At 54.8% G+C, this 17,403-nt stretch carries 21 protein-coding genes; 9 read left to right on the top strand and 12 right to left on the bottom strand.

Translation table 11 applies throughout. The features are described from left to right. Positions 1–217: 217 nt before the first annotated feature. On the top strand, positions 218–1,084 hold the full coding sequence (gene rpoH / locus ACT3RU_RS06010) for an RNA polymerase sigma factor RpoH (protein ID WP_087110047.1): 867 nt from the start codon (positions 218–220) through the stop codon (positions 1,082–1,084). 93 nt (positions 1,085–1,177) lie between these two features. Here the strand turns inward: rpoH and ACT3RU_RS06005 are convergent, their stop codons facing one another. From ACT3RU_RS06005 to coaBC, 6 genes are all read right to left on the bottom strand, one after another. After that, the gene (locus ACT3RU_RS06005; RefSeq protein WP_192527203.1) at positions 1,178–1,477 is read right to left on the bottom strand and encodes a hypothetical protein; all 300 of its coding nucleotides are present in this window, start codon (positions 1,475–1,477) and stop codon (positions 1,178–1,180) included. An 82-nt stretch (positions 1,478–1,559) separates the two neighbouring features. Continuing rightward, entirely contained in the window at positions 1,560–2,168 is a 609-nt protein-coding gene (gene slmA / locus ACT3RU_RS06000) for a nucleoid occlusion factor SlmA (RefSeq protein WP_087110043.1), read from the bottom strand. Between the two features lie 21 nt (positions 2,169–2,189). After that, positions 2,190–3,089: an acetylglutamate kinase gene (gene argB / locus ACT3RU_RS05995; protein ID WP_087110041.1), complete on the bottom strand. Its 900-nt coding sequence runs from the start codon at positions 3,087–3,089 to the stop codon at positions 2,190–2,192. An 89-nt stretch (positions 3,090–3,178) separates the two neighbouring features. Further along, the gene (locus tag ACT3RU_RS05990; RefSeq protein ID WP_192527202.1) at positions 3,179–4,564 is read right to left on the bottom strand and encodes a phosphomannomutase/phosphoglucomutase; all 1,386 of its coding nucleotides are present in this window, start codon (positions 4,562–4,564) and stop codon (positions 3,179–3,181) included. Between the two features lie 72 nt (positions 4,565–4,636). Then, positions 4,637–5,095 carry a dUTP diphosphatase gene (gene dut / locus ACT3RU_RS05985; protein WP_087110037.1) on the bottom strand — a complete coding sequence of 153 codons (459 nt, stop codon included), beginning with the start codon at positions 5,093–5,095 and terminating at the stop codon, positions 4,637–4,639. A 72-nt stretch (positions 5,096–5,167) separates the two neighbouring features. Continuing rightward, the gene (gene coaBC / locus ACT3RU_RS05980; protein ID WP_192527201.1) at positions 5,168–6,424 is read right to left on the bottom strand and encodes a bifunctional phosphopantothenoylcysteine decarboxylase/phosphopantothenate--cysteine ligase CoaBC; all 1,257 of its coding nucleotides are present in this window, start codon (positions 6,422–6,424) and stop codon (positions 5,168–5,170) included. 141 nt (positions 6,425–6,565) lie between these two features. On the opposite strand from coaBC, the gene radC reads away from it, so the two are divergent. From radC to ald, 7 genes are all read left to right on the top strand, one after another. Next, a complete protein-coding gene (gene radC, locus ACT3RU_RS05975; protein ID WP_087110033.1) occupies positions 6,566–7,240 on the top strand; it encodes a RadC family protein in 675 nt (224 codons plus the stop codon). 256 nt (positions 7,241–7,496) lie between these two features. After that, entirely contained in the window at positions 7,497–7,733 is a 237-nt protein-coding gene (rpmB, locus tag ACT3RU_RS05970) for a 50S ribosomal protein L28 (protein WP_009724126.1), read from the top strand. Between the two features lie 26 nt (positions 7,734–7,759). Next, positions 7,760–7,915 (top strand): 50S ribosomal protein L33, encoded by a 156-nt coding sequence (rpmG, locus tag ACT3RU_RS05965; RefSeq protein ID WP_009098622.1) that lies wholly within the window; start codon positions 7,760–7,762, stop codon positions 7,913–7,915. A 179-nt stretch (positions 7,916–8,094) separates the two neighbouring features. Then, on the top strand, positions 8,095–8,922 hold the full coding sequence (gene mutM, locus ACT3RU_RS05960) for a bifunctional DNA-formamidopyrimidine glycosylase/DNA-(apurinic or apyrimidinic site) lyase (protein WP_192527200.1): 828 nt from the start codon (positions 8,095–8,097) through the stop codon (positions 8,920–8,922). Between the two features lie 49 nt (positions 8,923–8,971). Then, a complete protein-coding gene (locus ACT3RU_RS05955; RefSeq protein ID WP_192527199.1) occupies positions 8,972–10,162 on the top strand; it encodes a class I SAM-dependent rRNA methyltransferase in 1,191 nt (396 codons plus the stop codon). Positions 10,163–10,228: 66 nt separating this feature from the next. Further along, positions 10,229–10,663 carry an acyl-CoA thioesterase gene (locus tag ACT3RU_RS05950; protein WP_192527198.1) on the top strand — a complete coding sequence of 145 codons (435 nt, stop codon included), beginning with the start codon at positions 10,229–10,231 and terminating at the stop codon, positions 10,661–10,663. Positions 10,664–10,827: 164 nt separating this feature from the next. After that, positions 10,828–11,946 carry an alanine dehydrogenase gene (ald, locus tag ACT3RU_RS05945; protein ID WP_192527197.1) on the top strand — a complete coding sequence of 373 codons (1,119 nt, stop codon included), beginning with the start codon at positions 10,828–10,830 and terminating at the stop codon, positions 11,944–11,946. 66 nt (positions 11,947–12,012) lie between these two features. Here the strand turns inward: ald and ACT3RU_RS05940 are convergent, their stop codons facing one another. Then, on the bottom strand, positions 12,013–12,261 hold the full coding sequence (locus ACT3RU_RS05940) for a SlyX family protein (protein ID WP_087110022.1): 249 nt from the start codon (positions 12,259–12,261) through the stop codon (positions 12,013–12,015). 110 nt (positions 12,262–12,371) lie between these two features. On the opposite strand from ACT3RU_RS05940, the gene ACT3RU_RS05935 reads away from it, so the two are divergent. After that, positions 12,372–12,926 (top strand): cold-shock protein, encoded by a 555-nt coding sequence (locus ACT3RU_RS05935; protein ID WP_087110020.1) that lies wholly within the window; start codon positions 12,372–12,374, stop codon positions 12,924–12,926. Between the two features lie 118 nt (positions 12,927–13,044). On the opposite strand, the gene ACT3RU_RS05930 is transcribed toward ACT3RU_RS05935, so the two are convergent. The 5 genes from ACT3RU_RS05930 to dapC form a co-directional block, all read right to left on the bottom strand. Continuing rightward, complete coding sequence (locus ACT3RU_RS05930) at positions 13,045–13,434, bottom strand: hypothetical protein (RefSeq protein ID WP_087110018.1); 390 nt, start codon at positions 13,432–13,434, stop codon at positions 13,045–13,047. After that, positions 13,431–14,603: a succinyl-diaminopimelate desuccinylase gene (gene dapE / locus ACT3RU_RS05925; RefSeq protein ID WP_192527196.1), complete on the bottom strand. Its 1,173-nt coding sequence runs from the start codon at positions 14,601–14,603 to the stop codon at positions 13,431–13,433. The genes ACT3RU_RS05930 and dapE overlap by 4 nt, the downstream gene beginning before the upstream one ends. After that, on the bottom strand, positions 14,590–15,615 hold the full coding sequence (dapD, locus tag ACT3RU_RS05920; RefSeq protein ID WP_192527195.1) for a 2,3,4,5-tetrahydropyridine-2,6-dicarboxylate N-succinyltransferase: 1,026 nt from the start codon (positions 15,613–15,615) through the stop codon (positions 14,590–14,592). Before dapD ends, dapE begins: the two co-directional genes overlap by 14 nt. Positions 15,616–15,724: 109 nt before the next feature. Further along, entirely contained in the window at positions 15,725–16,072 is a 348-nt protein-coding gene (locus ACT3RU_RS05915) for a Spx/MgsR family RNA polymerase-binding regulatory protein (protein WP_192527194.1), read from the bottom strand. Positions 16,073–16,111: 39 nt separating this feature from the next. Then, complete coding sequence (gene dapC, locus ACT3RU_RS05910) at positions 16,112–17,308, bottom strand: succinyldiaminopimelate transaminase (RefSeq protein ID WP_192527193.1); 1,197 nt, start codon at positions 17,306–17,308, stop codon at positions 16,112–16,114. Between the last annotated feature and the right edge of the window lie 95 nt (positions 17,309–17,403).

Below are 17,403 nucleotides of genomic sequence, written 5' to 3'. Positions count from 1 at the left end.
TGGCTAGTGCCATCGCAAGTCGTTAGCACCAACGCAATCTGGCGGTTGAGTAGCGCTGGTTGATGAAGTAAATCGATGGCACATTTCGGCAAAACAGGCAGCAGAAACAAGTGAACTTTGCCGCTTAGGCAAGGTCTTAATTGTTAATTGAGGCGTACGGACGTAATTTCAAAGACGTACGTCAATCACGATAGATGATAAGGGAGACCACCTGCACATGAGCACTAGTCTTCTACCGGTGGGACAGCTTTCTCCAGGTCACGACTTGGGCGGCTACATTCGAGCGGTTAACGGCATTTCGGTGCTGAGTGTTGAGGAAGAGCGCGAACTTGCTTTTCGTCTTTATGATGAAGCTGATTTAGAAGCTGCGCGCCGCTTGGTTCTCTCACACTTGCGCTTTGTTGTGCATATTGCTCGCAGTTATTCAGGCTATGGGTTGCCCCAGGCAGACTTGATTCAGGAAGGTAACGTCGGCTTGATGAAAGCCGTAAAGCGTTTTGATCCTAACCAGGGTGTACGCCTGGTATCGTTTGCGGTTCATTGGATCAAGGCTGAGATACACGAATTTGTACTGCGTAACTGGCGGATTGTTAAAATCGCCACGACGAAAGCCCAGCGTAAGCTGTTTTTTAACCTGCGCAGCGCCAAGAAACGCCTTGCCTGGTTGAACAACGATGAAGTGGATGCCATCGCTAAAGACCTCGACGTTAAGCCGGAAGTTGTGCGGGATATGGAAGGCCGCCTTTCCGCTTATGATGCAGGCTATGATGCCTCACCGAGCGATGACGAAGAAAGCACGTATCAGGCGCCCGCTTACTTTTTGGATGACGCCTCTGCTGACCCGGCGACTAAGCTTGAAGACAGTGATTTTGAGGAAGACTCAACGCGCCGTCTGCAGCTTGCTTTAAAAGGTCTGGATGAGCGTTCGCGGGACATTTTGCAGCGCCGCTGGCTGACCGATAACAAAGCGACTCTGCATGATTTGGCCGATGTGTACGGCGTTAGCGCTGAACGCATTCGCCAGCTTGAGAAAAACGCGATGAAAAAGCTGCGCCAAAAAATGGGCGATGCTATCGCGGCGTAAGTCTACGTAGTTAGCTGTTCATAGCCAAAAACCGGCCTCTATCAATTAGAGTGCCGGTTTTTTTATGGCTGTTTTATGCGTATGGAGTGATTTTTAACGCCGTGCTCTGAAATATTTCCACAGCCCGCCACCAGGCATTATTAACGCGATAAAGCAGCAGGCTGCTGCTGGCGCTGCAACGTCCAAAAACGAGTCCAGCGTCCAGTGATTGAATAAACCATAGAGGTACCACACCTCGTTGGGCCCGCCACCCGCATATTCATGCTGGGCCATCTCGCGGCCTAAAAAGACGGCCACTATCAAAGAACCCGCCACCCAGCGGCCAACAAATGGCCATAGCAAGCCTTGAAAGGTCAGCGCGATAATAGTGTGCTCAAGATGGGTAATATTCAAAAGCGCCTTCCTTTGGCGGGATGGTTGGGGTAAGCATGTTGGTGAGGGGGAGTCAACGTCCCTGTTGACCAGCTTGATGCTGTTAAGCGGGTTGGGGCGCTTCGAGTAGTAGCTGTCTTGAAAGAAGCGTCCACTGATCTTCCCAGTACTCAGTGGGCAGGCGTTTAAAGTCGCTGCGCACGTATTGAGAAATGCGCCCTTCCGCTTGGGCGGCGAGCAGGTTAGCGGCCGCTGAGGCCGGAATGCTGGCGCGGCGTCCTTCGCGCAGTTCGGCCTCACGGATAATCTGCTTGAGCTGTAGTTCCAAACGCTCAAATAGCTGATGAACTCGCTGGCGCAGGCGGGCTGTTTCGCCGGTCAGCACGTCGCCGCCCATCACGCGGGCAAGCCCTGGGTTCTTTTCGGCAAAGCCCAGTAGTAGCGCCAGAATAGTGCCGCAGCGGGGGATGGCGTCGGGTACCTCTTCTAAAATACGTGTTATGCGCGCAAAAATGCTCTCTTCAATAAAATCGATTAAGCCCTCAAACATTCGCGCTTTGCTGGGAAAGTGGCGGTACAGCGCCGCCTCGGAAACGCCGACCTGGCGTGCAAGGGCGGCCGTGGTAATACGCTTTCCACTATCTTCTTCCAGCATTAACGCGAGTGCTTGAAGAATCTGCTCGCGACGGCGAGGTTTACGGTCGTCACTCATGACGTTAGCCCTCCGTTGCAGTTAGCTCGCGTCAGTAATAAGCGTACCTACGCCAGCGTTGGTGAAAATCTCCAACAACACTGCATGAGGAACACGACCGTCGATAATATGCGCACTGTTAACGCCATTTTTAACGGCATCAAGCGCACAGCGTATTTTGGGCAGCATGCCGCCATAAATGGTGCCGTCGGCAATCAGGGTGTCCACTTGAAGCGTGCTTAGCCCGGTTAACACCTCGCCTTCAGCATTCATGAGCCCGGCGACGTTGGTCAGTAGCATTAGCTTTTCAGCGTTTAACGCCTCGGCTAATTTACCCGCCACCAAGTCGGCGTTAATGTTGTAGCTATGGCCTTCATCGTCAACGCCGATGGGCGCGATCACTGGAATGAAGTCGCGGGCAGCGAGCATTTCGATCAGGTCTGTTGAAATGGACTCGACTTCTCCCACATGCCCAATATCGATAATTTCCGGAGCGGTCATTTCGGGACTTTGGTGCTCGACCTTGAGCTGACGAGCACGAATTTGTGCGCCATCCTTCCCCGTTAGGCCTATTGCCTTGCCACCGCTTTGGTTAATCAGGTTGACGATGCTTTTGTTCACCAGTCCGCCCAGCACCATTTCAACCACGTCCATGGTCTGGGAGTCGGTCACGCGCATCCCGTTCACAAAGCGCGATTCGATATTAAGCTTTTCAAGCAGGCTGCCAATTTGTGGGCCGCCGCCATGAACCACCACGGGATTAATGCCAACTTCTTTCATTAGCACGATATCACGTGCGAAAGAGTTGATAAGCGTGTCTTCAGTCATCGCATTGCCGCCGTACTTGACCACAACGGTTTTGCCGGAGAACTGCTGAATATAGGGGAGTGCTTCGGAAAGCACCTCCACAACGACCTGCGGGTCGCGACTGGCTGAATTCATCGTGTTGTCCCTTGCTTGCTGTTTTCTTTTATCCAGATGATACGTGGCTAATAAGTATTGTTATCGTGCTGCATATAACGAGTGCGCGGTTAAGCCGGCATTTCGGGAATTTTGAGCGCCGGTGCCACACGAGCTAACGCGTTGACAAAGCGTTCCCGTATACGCATTAGTGCCACGGCACTTTTCCCTTCAAAGCGCATCACCAAGGCAGGTGTCGTGTTGGATGCGCGACATAGGCCCCAGCCATCGGGGTAATCAACGCGAATGCCATCCAACGTGGTTTTAATACCTTCGCCGAAGTCACCTTCACGGGCAAGTGCTTCGATCAGGCCAAATTTTTCGTCATCACTAACGATTATATTAATTTCTGGCGTGCTTGGATCTTGAGGAAAGCGGTCAAAAAAGTCGTCTGCATCTTCGTTATAAAGCGCCAGAATTTCCAGCAGGCGCGCGGCGGAATAAAGGCCGTCATCAAAACCATACCAGCGTTCTTTGAAGAAAATATGGCCGCTCATTTCCCCGCCCAGCAGAGCGTTGGTTTCCTTCATGCGCGCTTTAATCAGCGAATGGCCGGTACGCCACATTTCTGGCTCGCCGCCCGCTTCGCTAATGACCCGGGCAAGGTTACCTGTACATTTAATATCATAGATCACCTTGGCGCCTGGGTTACGCGAAAGCATATCGGTCGCAAAGGCCATCAGGAGGTGGTCAGCGTAGATGATGCGGCCGCGCGGTGTAACAACGGCAACTCGGTCGCCATCACCGTCAAAGGCAAGCCCGATATCCGCGCCGGTTGTCTGAACACTCTTGATCAGGTCTTGCAGGTTTTCAGGTTTGCCGGGGTCAGGATGGTGGTTAGGAAAATGGCCGTCAATCTCACCAAACAAGACCGTTGTTTCAACCCCCAGCTGCTTGATTAGCTCGGGGCCTAGCTCACCGGCTACGCCATTACCGCAGTCTACAACGGCTTTGATAGGGTGCTTGACGCTAACATCTTCCAAAATACGGGTAAGGTATGCGTGCCGGATGTCGTATTGATGAACGCTGCCTTGGCCGCTGGTGAGTTCATTGGTGTGAATGCGTTCATACAGCGCGGTAATAGCGTCGCCTGATAATGTTTCACCTGCCAGAACAATTTTGAAACCATTGTAGTCGGGTGGGTTATGGCTGCCGGTCACCATGACGCCAGAGCAGCTCTCAGGCATCACGTGGGTGGCAAAGTAGAGAGCAGGAGTGGGCACCATGCCGATATCAATAACGTCGCGCCCAGCGGCTGTTAAGCCTCGAATCAGGGCGGCTTGCAGACGCTCGCCGGATAAGCGGCCGTCTCTGGCAACGATGACACACTGCTCACCCCGGGCGGCCGCTTCTGAACCAATCGCACGGCCAATCCACTCTGCGGTGGATTCGCTCAGCGTGTTATCGACAATGCCGCGGATATCATAGGCACGAAAAATCGAAGCAGGTACATCCATTGGCTACTCCTGTCAGTGCGTAACGTTCGCCCGAGCCTTGTTAATGACGGACAGTGTTAATGCCGACCCGTATTAATGACGGCCAGTGCTGCCAAATCCGCCGCCGCCTCGGGTGGAGTCGGTAAAGGCATCAACAATAGAGAGTTCTGCTTGCACCACCGGCACGAGAACATACTGGGCTAGCCGCTCAAAAGGCGACAGTGTAAAAGCGCTTTGGCCACGGTTCCACACCGAAATCATCAGCTCACCCTGGTAGTCCGAATCAATCAGGCCTACCAGATTGCCCAATACAATGCCGTGTTTATGGCCCAGGCCCGAGCGGGGAAGAATCATGCCAGCAAGGCTTGGGTCTTCAATATAGATGGCAAGCCCCGTTCGTACGAGTTGGCATTCGCCAGGATTGAGTGTTAGCGGCTCATCGAGCAGCGCCCGCAGATCCATGCCCGCAGAGCCATCAGTGGCGTAGTGCGGCATGTGGTCGTGTAAGCGCTCATCAAGCACTTTGCACTGCAGGCGGGGGCGGGTGGTCATGTAGAACTCCAACATTTAAAAAACGATAGTAAAAAGGATATTGAAAATAGCTTTAAAATCAGGTGCTAAAGACTAGATTAGTGATAGCGCCTGACGAACAATGACCTGCGCAAGCTGAGTTTTTGGCTGAGGGGATTCCAAACGCTGCTCGGTGCCTTGCGCTGTACGCCAGAGTAGCAGCGCGGCATTCTCATTACTGCCAAAGCCCAAGCCCGCTTGAGAAACGTCATTGGCGACAATCATATCAAGCCCCTTGCGCTTAAGCTTATCGTGGGCGTAATGCTCCAGTTGCTGCGTCTCTGCGGCAAACCCTACGACCAAGGGGCGTTGTTCGGTAGGCAGCGCGGCCACATCGGCAATGATGTCAGGATTTTTGATCAGTGTAAGCGTGAACGTATCGCTATCTTCCTGCTTTTTAAGCTTATGTTCGGCAGGCGATGCCGAGCGATAATCAGCCACTGCCGCGCAGCCAATAAATAACGCCGCCTCGGGCGCCCAGCGCATGGCTTCTTGATGCATTTGCTCGGCCGATTCAACGTCAATGCGCGTGACGCCGTTGGGCGTTGGTAAGGCCACAGGCCCGCTAATCAGAGTAACCGTAGCACCCTGCGCCACCGCAGCCGCCGCCAGGGCGTAACCCATTTTACCCGAGCTGTGATTGGATAGGTAACGCACGGGATCAAGCGCTTCACGGGTAGGGCCTGCGGTAATGACCACATGAGGGGCGTTGCCTGCTTGGGGGGCACCTGAAAAGAGGCGTGCAACAACCTCAAAGATAGCATCAGGCTCGCTCATACGCCCTGGACCTACATCGCCACATGCCTGGTCGCCTGCAGCGGGGCCGATAAGTTGCCAGCCATCAGCGTGCAGTTGCGTTACATTGCGTTGCGTCGCCGGGTGGCGCCACATTGCCTGGTTCATGGCCGGGGCGATCAGCCTGGGGGCTTCACTGGCCAGGCACAGCGTGGTGAGTAAATCATCCGCCATGCCGTGGACCAGTCGAGCCATCAGGTCCGCCGTTGCGGGGGCAATCAGGATAATATCCGCCCAGCGGGCGAGCTCAATATGCCCCATCCCGGCTTCCGCTTCCGGGTCAAGCAGAGATGTGCGCACCGGCTCGCCGGATAACGCCTGCAGTGTCAGTGGCGTAATAAACGCCTGAGCGCCACTGGTCATTACCACACGCACTTCACAACCGGCTTGTTTAAGCAGCCGCACGATCAGCGCGCTTTTGTAAGCCGCTATGCCTGCACTAATGCCCAACAGAATGCGTTTACCTGCAAGCGTTGAGAGCGTCGTTGGAGTAACAGAGGCAGAAATAGAAACCATGGTAAAGGGCCCACATGCGCGTTCTTAAAGAGGCTTACCATACCATTCGTCTTGCTAATTTGGCATGTTACTACAAATAATGCGTAAGCTAGGTTTACTGAGCTTTTTGCGTACATGTCTTTGGGGTGGGGAGGTAGGGTGATGGGGATAAATCATTGGCCGGAGGGTGAACGGCCACGTGAAAAGCTATTAACCATGGGCGCGCAGACGCTTTCTGATGCAGAGTTGCTGGCGATTTTCTTGCGAGTGGGCGTGCAGGGGCGCTCGGCGGTTGATTTGGCGCGTGATCTGCTCACAGCATTTGGCGGCCTACGTCCGCTGTTGGAAGCAGACCAAACAAGCTTTTGCGCGGCACACGGTTTGGGGAGTGCCAAGTTTGCCCAACTGCAGGCCACGCTTGAAATTTCGAAGCGCCATTTAGCCAGCCAATTGGCACGTGGCAACGCGCTGACATCACCTGAACTGGTGCGTCATTACCTGAGCTCTCAGCTGCGTCATTTGGGGCATGAGGAATTCGCGGTAATTTTTTTAGACACGCAGCACCGAATTATTCGCTATGAATCCCTGTTTCGCGGTACCCTAGACAGCGCATCCGTTTATCCCCGCGAAGTTGCCAAGCGCGCATTAGAACTTAGCGCTGGCGCCGTTATCCTGGCCCACAATCACCCCTCCGGTGTGGCTGAGCCAAGCGATGCTGATCGTCGTATTACAGAACGCTTAAAAGAGGCCCTTGGCCTCTTTGACGTACGCGTATTGGATCATTTCGTGGTGGGAGATGGAGACGTGGTCTCTTTTGCTGAGCGCGGCTGGCTATAGGCAGTAGATAGAGAGCAGGCATTTAATGTCAGCTGTCTAGGTAAAATACCTAAAAAGTGGCTTTTTTACGCCTTTTTAGACGGTTTTGCTTGCTGGTGGTCGAGTGCTCTGGTATAAAGTGCCACCTTTAAACTTGGGTTGAATAACGGATTTGGGTACAGCTAGGCGGTTAACGGCGTCGACTCCCTCTCTTCCGGTTTGCCCGACAGTTTTGAACACTCAGGCTTATACCCTGGCCAAGCGGTTGGAGGCTCTCATGTCCAAAGTATGTCAGGTTACCGGCAAGCGTCCGGTAACTGGTAATAACGTTTCACACTCCCAGCGTAAGACACGTCGTCGTTTCTTGCCGAACCTGCACACCCATCGTTTTTGGGTTGAAGCCGAAAACCGCTTCGTCAAGCTGCGCGTTTCCTCTAAGGGCATGCGCATCATCGACAAGAAAGGTATCGAGACGGTTCTGGCTGATATTCGTAAGCGCGGCGACGCCATCTAAGACAGCATTTTTGGGAGAGTAAAACCATGCGCGATAAGATCAAGCTGGTGTCCAGTGCCGGTACAGGCCACTTCTACACCACTGATAAGAACAAGCGGAACACGCCGGATAAGTTCGAATTCAAGAAATACGACCCGGTTGTCCGTAAGCACGTTATCTACAAGGAAGCCAAGATCAAGTAATCGCGTAAGCGATGATGATCGGCTTCCACTGCAGGCGAGCGCCTGTTGAAAAACCCGGCCCGTGCCGGGTTTTTGCATACATGGGGTTTGTAGATGCAGGCGACTTATAGTGGCTTCGCATTGCCTGCCTTGTAAGTACCTATCCTGTCGATATCTCTATCGTTAATCAGGTTCTCTTCATGCCCGAACTGCCCGAAGTCGAAACTACCAAGCGTGGTATTGCTCCCTATCTGGAAGGCCAGGAAATTACCGAGGTGCGTGTTCGTCAGCCGCGCTTGCGTGTTCCGGTGCCTGACGATTTGGCTGAGCGTTTGGTAGGTGCGCGTATCGGCACCCTGACTCGGCGTGCCAAATACCTGCAAATCCCCGTGAAGCAGTCGCCAAACGATGCAACGTTGCTGTGGCACCTGGGAATGTCGGGCAGTTTGCGCATTGCCCAAGTGGGTGATATACCCAAAAAGCATGATCATGTCGATGTGGTCACCGCAGACGGCTATGTGCTGCGCTATCATGACCCACGCCGCTTTGGTTTTGTGGATTGGCAGTTAGGCGATGGGACGGCAGACCGGCGCCTTGTCCACCTTGGGCCTGAGCCGTTTGATGAGGCCTTTAATGGCCAGTGGCTATATACGCTTTCGCGTAACAAGCGCGTGGCGGTAAAACCTTTTTTAATGGATAACCGGGTTGTGGTAGGCGCGGGAAATATTTACGCCACTGAAGCGCTGTTCATGGCCGGTATTGACCCACGCCGCGCAGCTGGGCGTATTTCTCTTGCCCGCTATGAGCAGTTAGCGGCGGCTGTGAAAGAAGTATTGGCGGCGGCTATCACTCAAGGTGGTACCACGCTGCGCGATTTTGTGAGCGGCCAGGGTGAGCCTGGTTATTTTGCTCAGCGGTTAAATGTCTATGGGCGCCAGGGCCAGCCCTGCTTACGCTGCGGTATGGAGCTTCGGCGTATTACGCTTGGCCAGCGCGCCAGTGTGTTTTGCCCTGGCTGTCAGCATTGATAGCTGATCACCCTTTTGTTATCTGTTGTCTACGCTTTTGGAGACTGTTGTGACTCAACGCCTGCGCTTAAATAAAAACGCCGATCGCCGCTTAAAAGCAGGCCATCTGTGGATCTACTCCAACGAAGTGGATATTAAAGAAACGCCGCTTAAGAATTTCACTGCTGGCGAAACCGCGTTGGTCGAGGCCTCTAACGGTAAAGTCCTGGGCGTGGCGTATATTAATCCGCACTCGCTGATTGCGGGCCGCGTGATGTCCCGTGATCCGGACATGCGTCTGGATCGTTCGCTGTTTGTACACCGTTTCAATCAAGCGCTGTCACTGCGTGAGCGTTTATATGCCAAGCCTTTTTACCGCTTGGTTCACGGTGAGGGTGACCTGTTGCCAGGTCTGGTGATTGACCGTTTTGGTGATGTATTGGTTGTTCAGCTAAATACCGCCGGCATGCAGGCGCTGGCCGATGAGATTGTCGATGCGCTTGAGAAAGTGGTTAAGCCTGACGTCATCGTGTTCCGTAACGATACCGGCGGGCGTCGTCAGGAAGGGCTGGAAGCTCACGTCGATGTAGTGAAAGGCACACTGCCCGACGAAGTATTGATCGAAGAGAACGGCATACGCTTTGCCGTGCCGGTGCTTAACGGTCAGAAAACCGGTTGGTTCTTTGATCACCGCGAGAACCGCGCCTGGCTGAACCACCAGGTGGCTGGCAAGCGCGTGCTGGATGTCTTTAGCTATGTGGGTGGCTGGGGTGTCCAAGCGGCGGCCAGTGGCGCCTCTGAGGTGCTGTGTATCGATGCTTCAGGCCCCGCGCTTGAGCAAGTGGCGCGAAATGCTGAGCTAAACGGTGTGCAAGAGCAGGTCGCCATTGGCGAAGGCGATGCCTTTGAAGCTTTGGCAGCGCTGAAAGCCGACGGCGAACAGTTCGACGTGGTGATTCTGGATCCGCCTGCGTTTATCAAGAAGCGTAAGGATATTCCTAATGGCGAGCGGGCCTATGCGCGATTGAACCGCGAAGCGATGCGTTTGCTGGGCCGCGATGGCCTGCTGCTTTCAGCGTCGTGCTCCATGCATTTGGGGGCAGATCGCTTGGTAGATGTCGTTCGAGGCGCGGTACGCCATCAGGATCGTCATGGGCAGGTGATCTTCCAGGGCCATCAAGGGCCAGATCACCCCGTTCACCCGGCTATTCCAGAAACCGCTTATCTTAAAGCGCTGGGCGTACGCGTGTTTCGCGATTAACCCATTGAGCCATTAGGCTGGGTGGGCAAGCTGGATTAGCAAGATAGTGACACAAGGAGCAGAGCAATGGAGTGGGCGTTACCCGATCCCTTTGTGATCGATATTCATGTTAGCGAAGCGGCGATAGATGACTATCAGCACGTGAATAACAGCGAATACCTGCGCTGGGTTGAGCAGGTTAGCTGGGCCCACTCCGAAGCCTTGGGGCTTTCCATTGAGCGCTACCGCGAGCTGGACCGCGCCCTGGCCGTACATCGCCATGAGCTGGACTATCTTGCTCCTGCCTTTGCGGGTGATGAGCTTCAATTAGCGACGTGGGTCGTCGCGTGTGATGGGCGCTTTAGCCTTACCCGACGTTTCGAGCTTAAGCGGGTGCGAGATGCCAAAACGCTCTTCCAGGCGCGCACCCGGTTTGCGTGTATTGCGCTTTCAAGCGGGCGCCCCAAGCGCCTGCCAGAGGAGTATCAGAGAATCTACGGCGGGGCCTTAATAACAGAGTGACGTTAAATTTTCGGTATAAAACCCTCAAACGCTGGATTTTTACTTCTGTAAAACGCCTTAACCGGCGTTTTTTTGTTTTGTGCTTAAGGAGGTGGTGGGTCGCTTGAGCTGTGCTGTAATGCTAAGACAGCCGTTTAACCTTACGCACAAAAAGAGAGATCGCTATGCAGATTGCCGTCCCCAAAGAGATCAAAAACCACGAGTACCGTGTCGCCCTAACGCCCACCGGCGTGCGTGAGCTTGCCCAGCGTGGCCACACCGTTAGTGTGCAGGCAAGCGCAGGCGAGGGCGCAGGTTTTAGCGATAGCGACTATGAGGCTGCGGGTGCGCAGACCGAAAGTGATGTCGGCGCCTTGTGGAAAAATGCCGAGCTGATTCTTAAAGTAAAAGAGCCCCAGGTGGAAGAGGTTGCGCGTCTCACTTCCCAGCATACGCTGTTTACCTATTTGCACCTTGCAGCGGAAGAAGCCCTGACGCGGGGCTTAATGGAGAGCGGGGCTACCTGTATCGCTTATGAGACGATTACGGATGCCAATGGTGGGCTGCCGCTGCTTGCGCCAATGAGTACTGTGGCCGGGCGTATGGCTGTTCAAGCAGGGGCGCATAGCCTGGAAAAAGCCCAAGGGGGCGCTGGCGTTCTGTTGCCCGGCGTGCCGGGGGTTGCACCGGCAACCGTCACCGTAATAGGTGGCGGCGTCGTAGGTGAAAACGCCGCGAGAATGGCACTGGGGCTGGGCGCGGATGTCACTATTTTGGATACGTCACTGGCGCGGCTAGATGTTCTGGATCGCCGCTACCAGGGGCGTATCAAAACGGTTTATTCCACCGCTGATGCGCTGGATAACGCCGTGCGCGAGTCCGATATGATTGTTGGCGCCGTGTTAATACCTGGTGCGGCGGCGCCCAAGTTGATTACCCGCGCTATGCTTAGCGATATGAAGCCAGGCAGCGTGCTGGTGGATGTAGCGATCGACCAGGGCGGCTGCTTTGAAACCAGCAAGCCCACCACCCACGCTGAGCCCACGTATATCGTGGATGGAATTGTTCATTACTGTGTGGCCAATATGCCGGGCGGCGTGTCACGCACATCAACCCTCGGTCTCACCAATGCCACGCTGCCCTTCGTGTTGGCGCTGGCCAATAAAGGCTGGCAGCAGGCGCTAAGCGATGATCCCCACTTTCTGCCAGGGCTCAATGTCCATGCTGGCCAAGTGACCTACCAGGCCGTTGCTGATGCCTTTGGTTTGGCGTGTATCGCCCCAGCAAGCGCGGCAACACGATAAGTACGCATTTCCGATCAGAGGCGCTAACCCTCAGGACTCGACAGTGGGTTTTAATGTTTGTCATCGTTAATAGTGAGGTGGCACCTCATCTTCAGGGCGGCTTTCCCCCTGATGGTCGCCCGCCTGGAACGCTTGATGCTGTTCACGCAGGCGTTCACGCATTAATGCGCTAAGCTGTTCTAGCTTGGCAAGCCGCTTTTCCTGTTGGACAACCGCTTGGTCAAGCGTGTCCAACCAGTGTTCCTGGTAGGCCAGGCGGCTTTCGAGATTTTCGAAAAGTTGATTTAGCTCAGCAGGAGAAAAGTCTTGTGTCATGGTAACATGGCAACCTTGTGTAATATGTCCGGTACTGTTAGGAATGGGCCTGGTAGTTCGGGTATTGTCTTTCGTTCGTTACCCATACAACAAGAGAGCTTTTATCATCTATGAATCCAAAAGTTGTGTTTCGCTGTTTCTTAATCAGTGTATTACTAGCCGCCCCCACGCCGCTTTTGCTGGCGGGGATTGTTCATTTAACCAACGCGCCTCTGGCCGATTTATGGCAGGCAGAGCTAGCCATTAGCGGCATCAGTGGTGTTTACATTGCCGTTGCCTTGGGCAGCTTCATCGTTTTATTTATAGGTACGTTAGCGTCGGCTGCTCTAGCTCCGCCGCTAGTCGTTAAACCGAAAGTAGAAAGCTCAGGCGACACGCGTGTTAAAGCTGCGCCGCGTCAGCCCCAGCCTGCCGACGAAAGGGACGATGAAGAGGAAGACGTCATCGATCCCAACGACGGTCGGGAAGAGGGTGAAGTAAAGTGGTTTAATACCAATAAAGGCTATGGCTTTATTACTCGTGATAATGGCGAAGATGTATTTGTTCACTTTCGTGCTATCCGGGGGCGTGGCCCGCGTATGTTGGCAGAAGGCCAAATTGTGCGTTACCACGTCATGAAGAATGACCGTGGTTTACAGGCCGATGATGTGAGCATTATTGAGTAGCATGTCCATAAGCGTAGTATCAATGTGAACATAATCGACCCCGCCCCGGCGGGGTCGATTGCATTTTAAGAACAGTACTTCAAAAAGCCGTCTTTATGCCGTCTTTTTTCAGGCAGCGTTAGCGGCCTGAATCGGGCCACTCAATAGCGCCTTCTTTTCCGCCGGGTAGCACCTGCCAGAAGCGGTCAGGGTCATCGCCTGGATGCCAGCCGCCAAGCGAGCAGCGCACTTCCGTTTGCAGCGCCTCTGCGGCGTGTTGCGCGCACTCCTGGTCGGTCATCCAGGGCGTATGGCTACTGTCAAACCATAAGCTTGCAAAGCGGTCAGCTGCTTTTTCGACCAACAGTATGGGCACCTCTTTCCCCTGGTGTTGGCCATGGGTTTTCCACTTGCCTTTGCCGGCAGGGCTTAATGGCGGTGCAGCAAGCGCACTGGCAAGCCATGCGTTAAGCGCTTCCAGTGAAATGCTGGCGACATACACTTCAATGTCCGGGTAGCGCTCCATCATACGTTGACCTCATCAAGCGTGAGTAGGGCCTGAAGCGTTGCCTCATAGATTCGGCTCAAATCATCCAGGTCGCTAGCGCGTACGCGCTCATTCACTTTGTGAATAGTGTCGTTAAGCGGGCCAAGTTCCACCACTTGAGCACCCAATGTGGCAATAAAACGCCCATCAGACGTGCCGCCGCTGGTGGATAGTGTCGGGCGCTTGCCGGTAACGGCTTCTACACCGCGTACGGCCGCGTTGACCAGCTCGCCTTCTGCGGTTAGGAACGGCTCGCCGTTCAGCGTCCAGTCCAGCTGATATGCCAGACCGTACTGGTCAAGAATCGCCTCTGTACGTGCCTTTAGCTGCTCATGCGTGACTTCGGTAGAGAAGCGGAAGTTGAATACCACTTCTACTTCGCCGGGAATGACGTTAGTCGCCCCAGTGCCCGCTCGCAGGTTGGAAATCTGAAAGCTGGTGGCCGGGAAAAAATCATTGCCCCCATCCCAGTGCTCATTGACGAGAGCATCCAGCGCGGGCATCGCCTGATGAATGGGATTGCGCGCCAGGTGCGGGTAGGCCACGTGCCCCTGAATCCCCTGAATACGTAAAACGCCGCCCAGCGAGCCGCGGCGGCCATTCTTGATCACGTCGCCAAGGTGCTCGGTAGAGGAGGGTTCGCCGACGATACAGTAATCAAGCCGCTCATTGCGTTCGCGCAGCTGCTCGACCACGGCGCGAGTGCCATCCACCGCAGGGCCTTCCTCATCGGAGGTGATTAAAAACGCAATACGCCCATCGTGGTCGGGGTAGCGAGCCACAAAACGCTCCACGGCGGTTAGCATAGCGGCCAGGCTGCCCTTCATATCGGCGGCGCCACGGGCACAAAGCATACCGTGATCGTCAATACAGGGAGAAAACGGCGGGAATTCCCAGCCGTTCGGTGGCCCGCTGGGCACGACATCGGTATGACCCGCAAGGGCAATCACCGGGCCGTGATGGCCACGTACTGCCCAGAAGTTCTGTACATCGCCAAACGGCATACGCTCAATATGAAAACCGAGCGCTGTTAAGCGCTCGATCATTACGTCCTGGCAGCCTTCATCATCCGGCGTCACTGACGGGCGGCTGAGCAGATCAAAGGCAAGCTGTAGCGTGGGCGACAGCGTGTCAGGCTCAGTTATGGGCATGCAGCGCCTCATTTAGCGCGATGGCGCTTTTATTGGTCAGGCACTCGACGCGGCCATTTTTAGAGTTGCGGCGTAGCAGCAGGTCGTTTTGGCCCGCCAGTTCACGTGCCGCCAGCGTTTTCACTTCGTTGCCCTGATCGTCCAGCAAGGCCACTTTGGTGCCTGCGGTGATATACAAACCAGACTCCACCGTGCAGCGGTCGCCCAGCGGAATGCCGATACCGGCATTGGCACCGATCAAGCAGCCTTCGCCGACCTTGATAACAATATTGCCACCACCTGATAACGTACCCATGGTGGAGCAGCCACCGCCCAGGTCAGACCCTTTGCCGACCATCACGCCCGCTGAAATACGGCCTTCAATCATGCCGGGGCCTTCGGTGCCTGCATTGAAGTTAACAAAACCTTCATGCATTACCGTGGTGCCTTCACCCAAATGAGCGCCCAAGCGTACCCGCGCCGTGTCGGCAATGCGTACACCGGTCGGCACAACGTAATCGGTCATTTTGGGGAATTTATCGACACAGTCGACGGACAGCGCACGACCGGCGAGGCGGGCTTTTAGGCGCCGCGCTGGCAGCTCTTCGATATCGATGGCGCCTTCGTTGGTCCAGGCAATATTGCGCAGCAGGCCAAACATGCCGGTCAGGTCAAGACCATGCGGTTTGACCAGACGATGCGAAAGCAGGTGCAGCTTAAGGTATACCTCTGGCGCTGTTTGCGGAGCCTGATCCGTTTCCAGGAACATGGCTACCAATGGGCGTTGGCTGGCGGCCAGCGACTCAGCAAGCTCAGCCTGTTCAGGGTGCCCGGCTGCCTCAAGCGCCTTGGCTAAGCGGGTGCAATCTTCTGGCAAAAAGCTAACGGCGACATTGCCATGCGGCGCATCAAGCGCTTGTTTGGCCGCATTTATCAGGCTTTCCTGCGGGCTGAAGAGCGGTGCCGGGTAGTAAATTTCCAGCCAATCGCCTTGAGTGTTTTGCGTGCCAATTCCAAGCGCAAAGCTCAGCATAAAAGTTCATCCTGTTGTTGATAACGTTGTTAACCGGGTCATTAGCTAACGTAAAAGCGGCGGTATAACAAAGTGTTGATTCAAAAATAAGCAAAATAGTAGCGTTGGATCAGCCACTGATTTTATCGTAATCGCCGTCGCGATAACCTACTTTTAAGGCGCCACTGCCGGTATCCAGCAGTGGTCGTTTAAGCAGTGTTGGGTGTTGGAGCAACAGCTGGCGCGCAGAGTTAGCATCCAGGCTGTCTTTGTCTTCCTGGGGAAGGTCGCGCCAGGTCTTGCTGCGCTTGTTGACGACTTCCAGCAGTGGTGCCCGCTCCAAAAGATGCTCAAGCAGGCTCGCCGAAAGACCATCTTTACGCAAATCATGGGTTTTAAAAGGCACGCCGTTCGCTTCCAGCGCTTTGCGCGCCTTACGACACGTATCACAGGTATCAATGACATAGAGTGTAAACATGGTATCTCCTTTCGAGCTGTTCGTGCCGTAAAAGGTGAATTAACCGCGCTCAATAAGCTGGCGGATACGCTGCGCTGCTTCCAGAGTGGGCGCAAGCTCCGCCACCAGGGCTAGGCGTAGCCGCCCCGTGCCTGGATTAATGCCCTGAGCATCAGGACGGCCCATCAAGCTGCCGGGCAGCACGCTAACGTGTTGCTCGGTGTAAAGTCGCTGGGTGAAACCGATATCATCCCCACCTGGTACAGCGGGCCACAGGTAAAAGCTTGCCTCTGGCGTTGGGAAGTCCATCACCGGGGCCAGTACCTCTACCACGGCGCTGAACTTTTCACGGTACGCATCGCGATTGGTGCGTACGTGCGCTTCATCCTGCCAGGCTGCTATTGAGGCATATTGAACCGGCAGCGACATGGCGCAGCCATGATAGGTACGGTAGCGCTTGAACGGCGTAAGAATGTCCGCATCGCCCGCCACAAAGCCAGAGCGCAAGCCCGGCAGATTGGAGCGCTTGGAGAGCGAGTGGAAGACGACGCAGCGCCGGTAATCGTTACGACCAAGCTCAGCGCAAGCCTGTAATAGCCCCGGCGGTGGCGCGTTTTCATTCAGGTAAAGCTCGGAATAGCACTCATCAGAAGCAATGATGAAATCGTGCTCGTCGGCCAGCGCAATCAGTTGTTTAAACTCATCCATTGACGTAACCGCGCCGGTCGGGTTGCCTGGTGAGCAGATAAATACGATTTGCACATCACGCCAGGTGTCGGGGCTGACACTGGCAAAATCTGGCCGAAAGCCATTCTCGGCCGTGCAGTTTAAATACATCGGTTGACCGCCAGCCAACAGCGTCGCACCTTCATAAATCTGGTAAAACGGGTTGGGCACTATCACCTTGGCAGGCCGAGTACGGTCCAGTGCGGCCTGTACAAACGCAAAAATGGCTTCACGCGTGCCATTAACCGGCAGTACCTGGCGCTCGGCATCAAGACCCGCAAGCTTAAAGCGCATGGTCGCCCATTCAGCGAGTGCCTCACGTAAGCTTGGCAGGCCGTTGGTGGCCGGATAACGTGCCATATCAAGCTGATGCTTCACCAGCGCATCAAGCGCTGCTGGGTAGGGCGCGTGCTGCGGCTCGCCGATGGTTAAGGGAATATGCGCCAAATGGGCAGGCGGCGTAAGGTCAGCTTTGAGGCCGGCCAGTTTCTCAAACGGATAAGGGTGTAGGGCGGCGAGATCAGAATTCATGGCGTATCCGTTGAGAGCGTTCTATTGAGAGCATGCCCTGCAGGCGTATTAAACGGCAGGCTAAGCGCCGATTATAAGCAAGCCTCGGGGTTGGC

Source organism: Halomonas sp. TP35, assembly GCF_052375975.1.
Classification (GTDB): domain Bacteria; phylum Pseudomonadota; class Gammaproteobacteria; order Pseudomonadales; family Halomonadaceae; genus Vreelandella; species Vreelandella citrativorans.
This window is presented reverse-complemented; position numbering and strand designations above follow the sequence as displayed.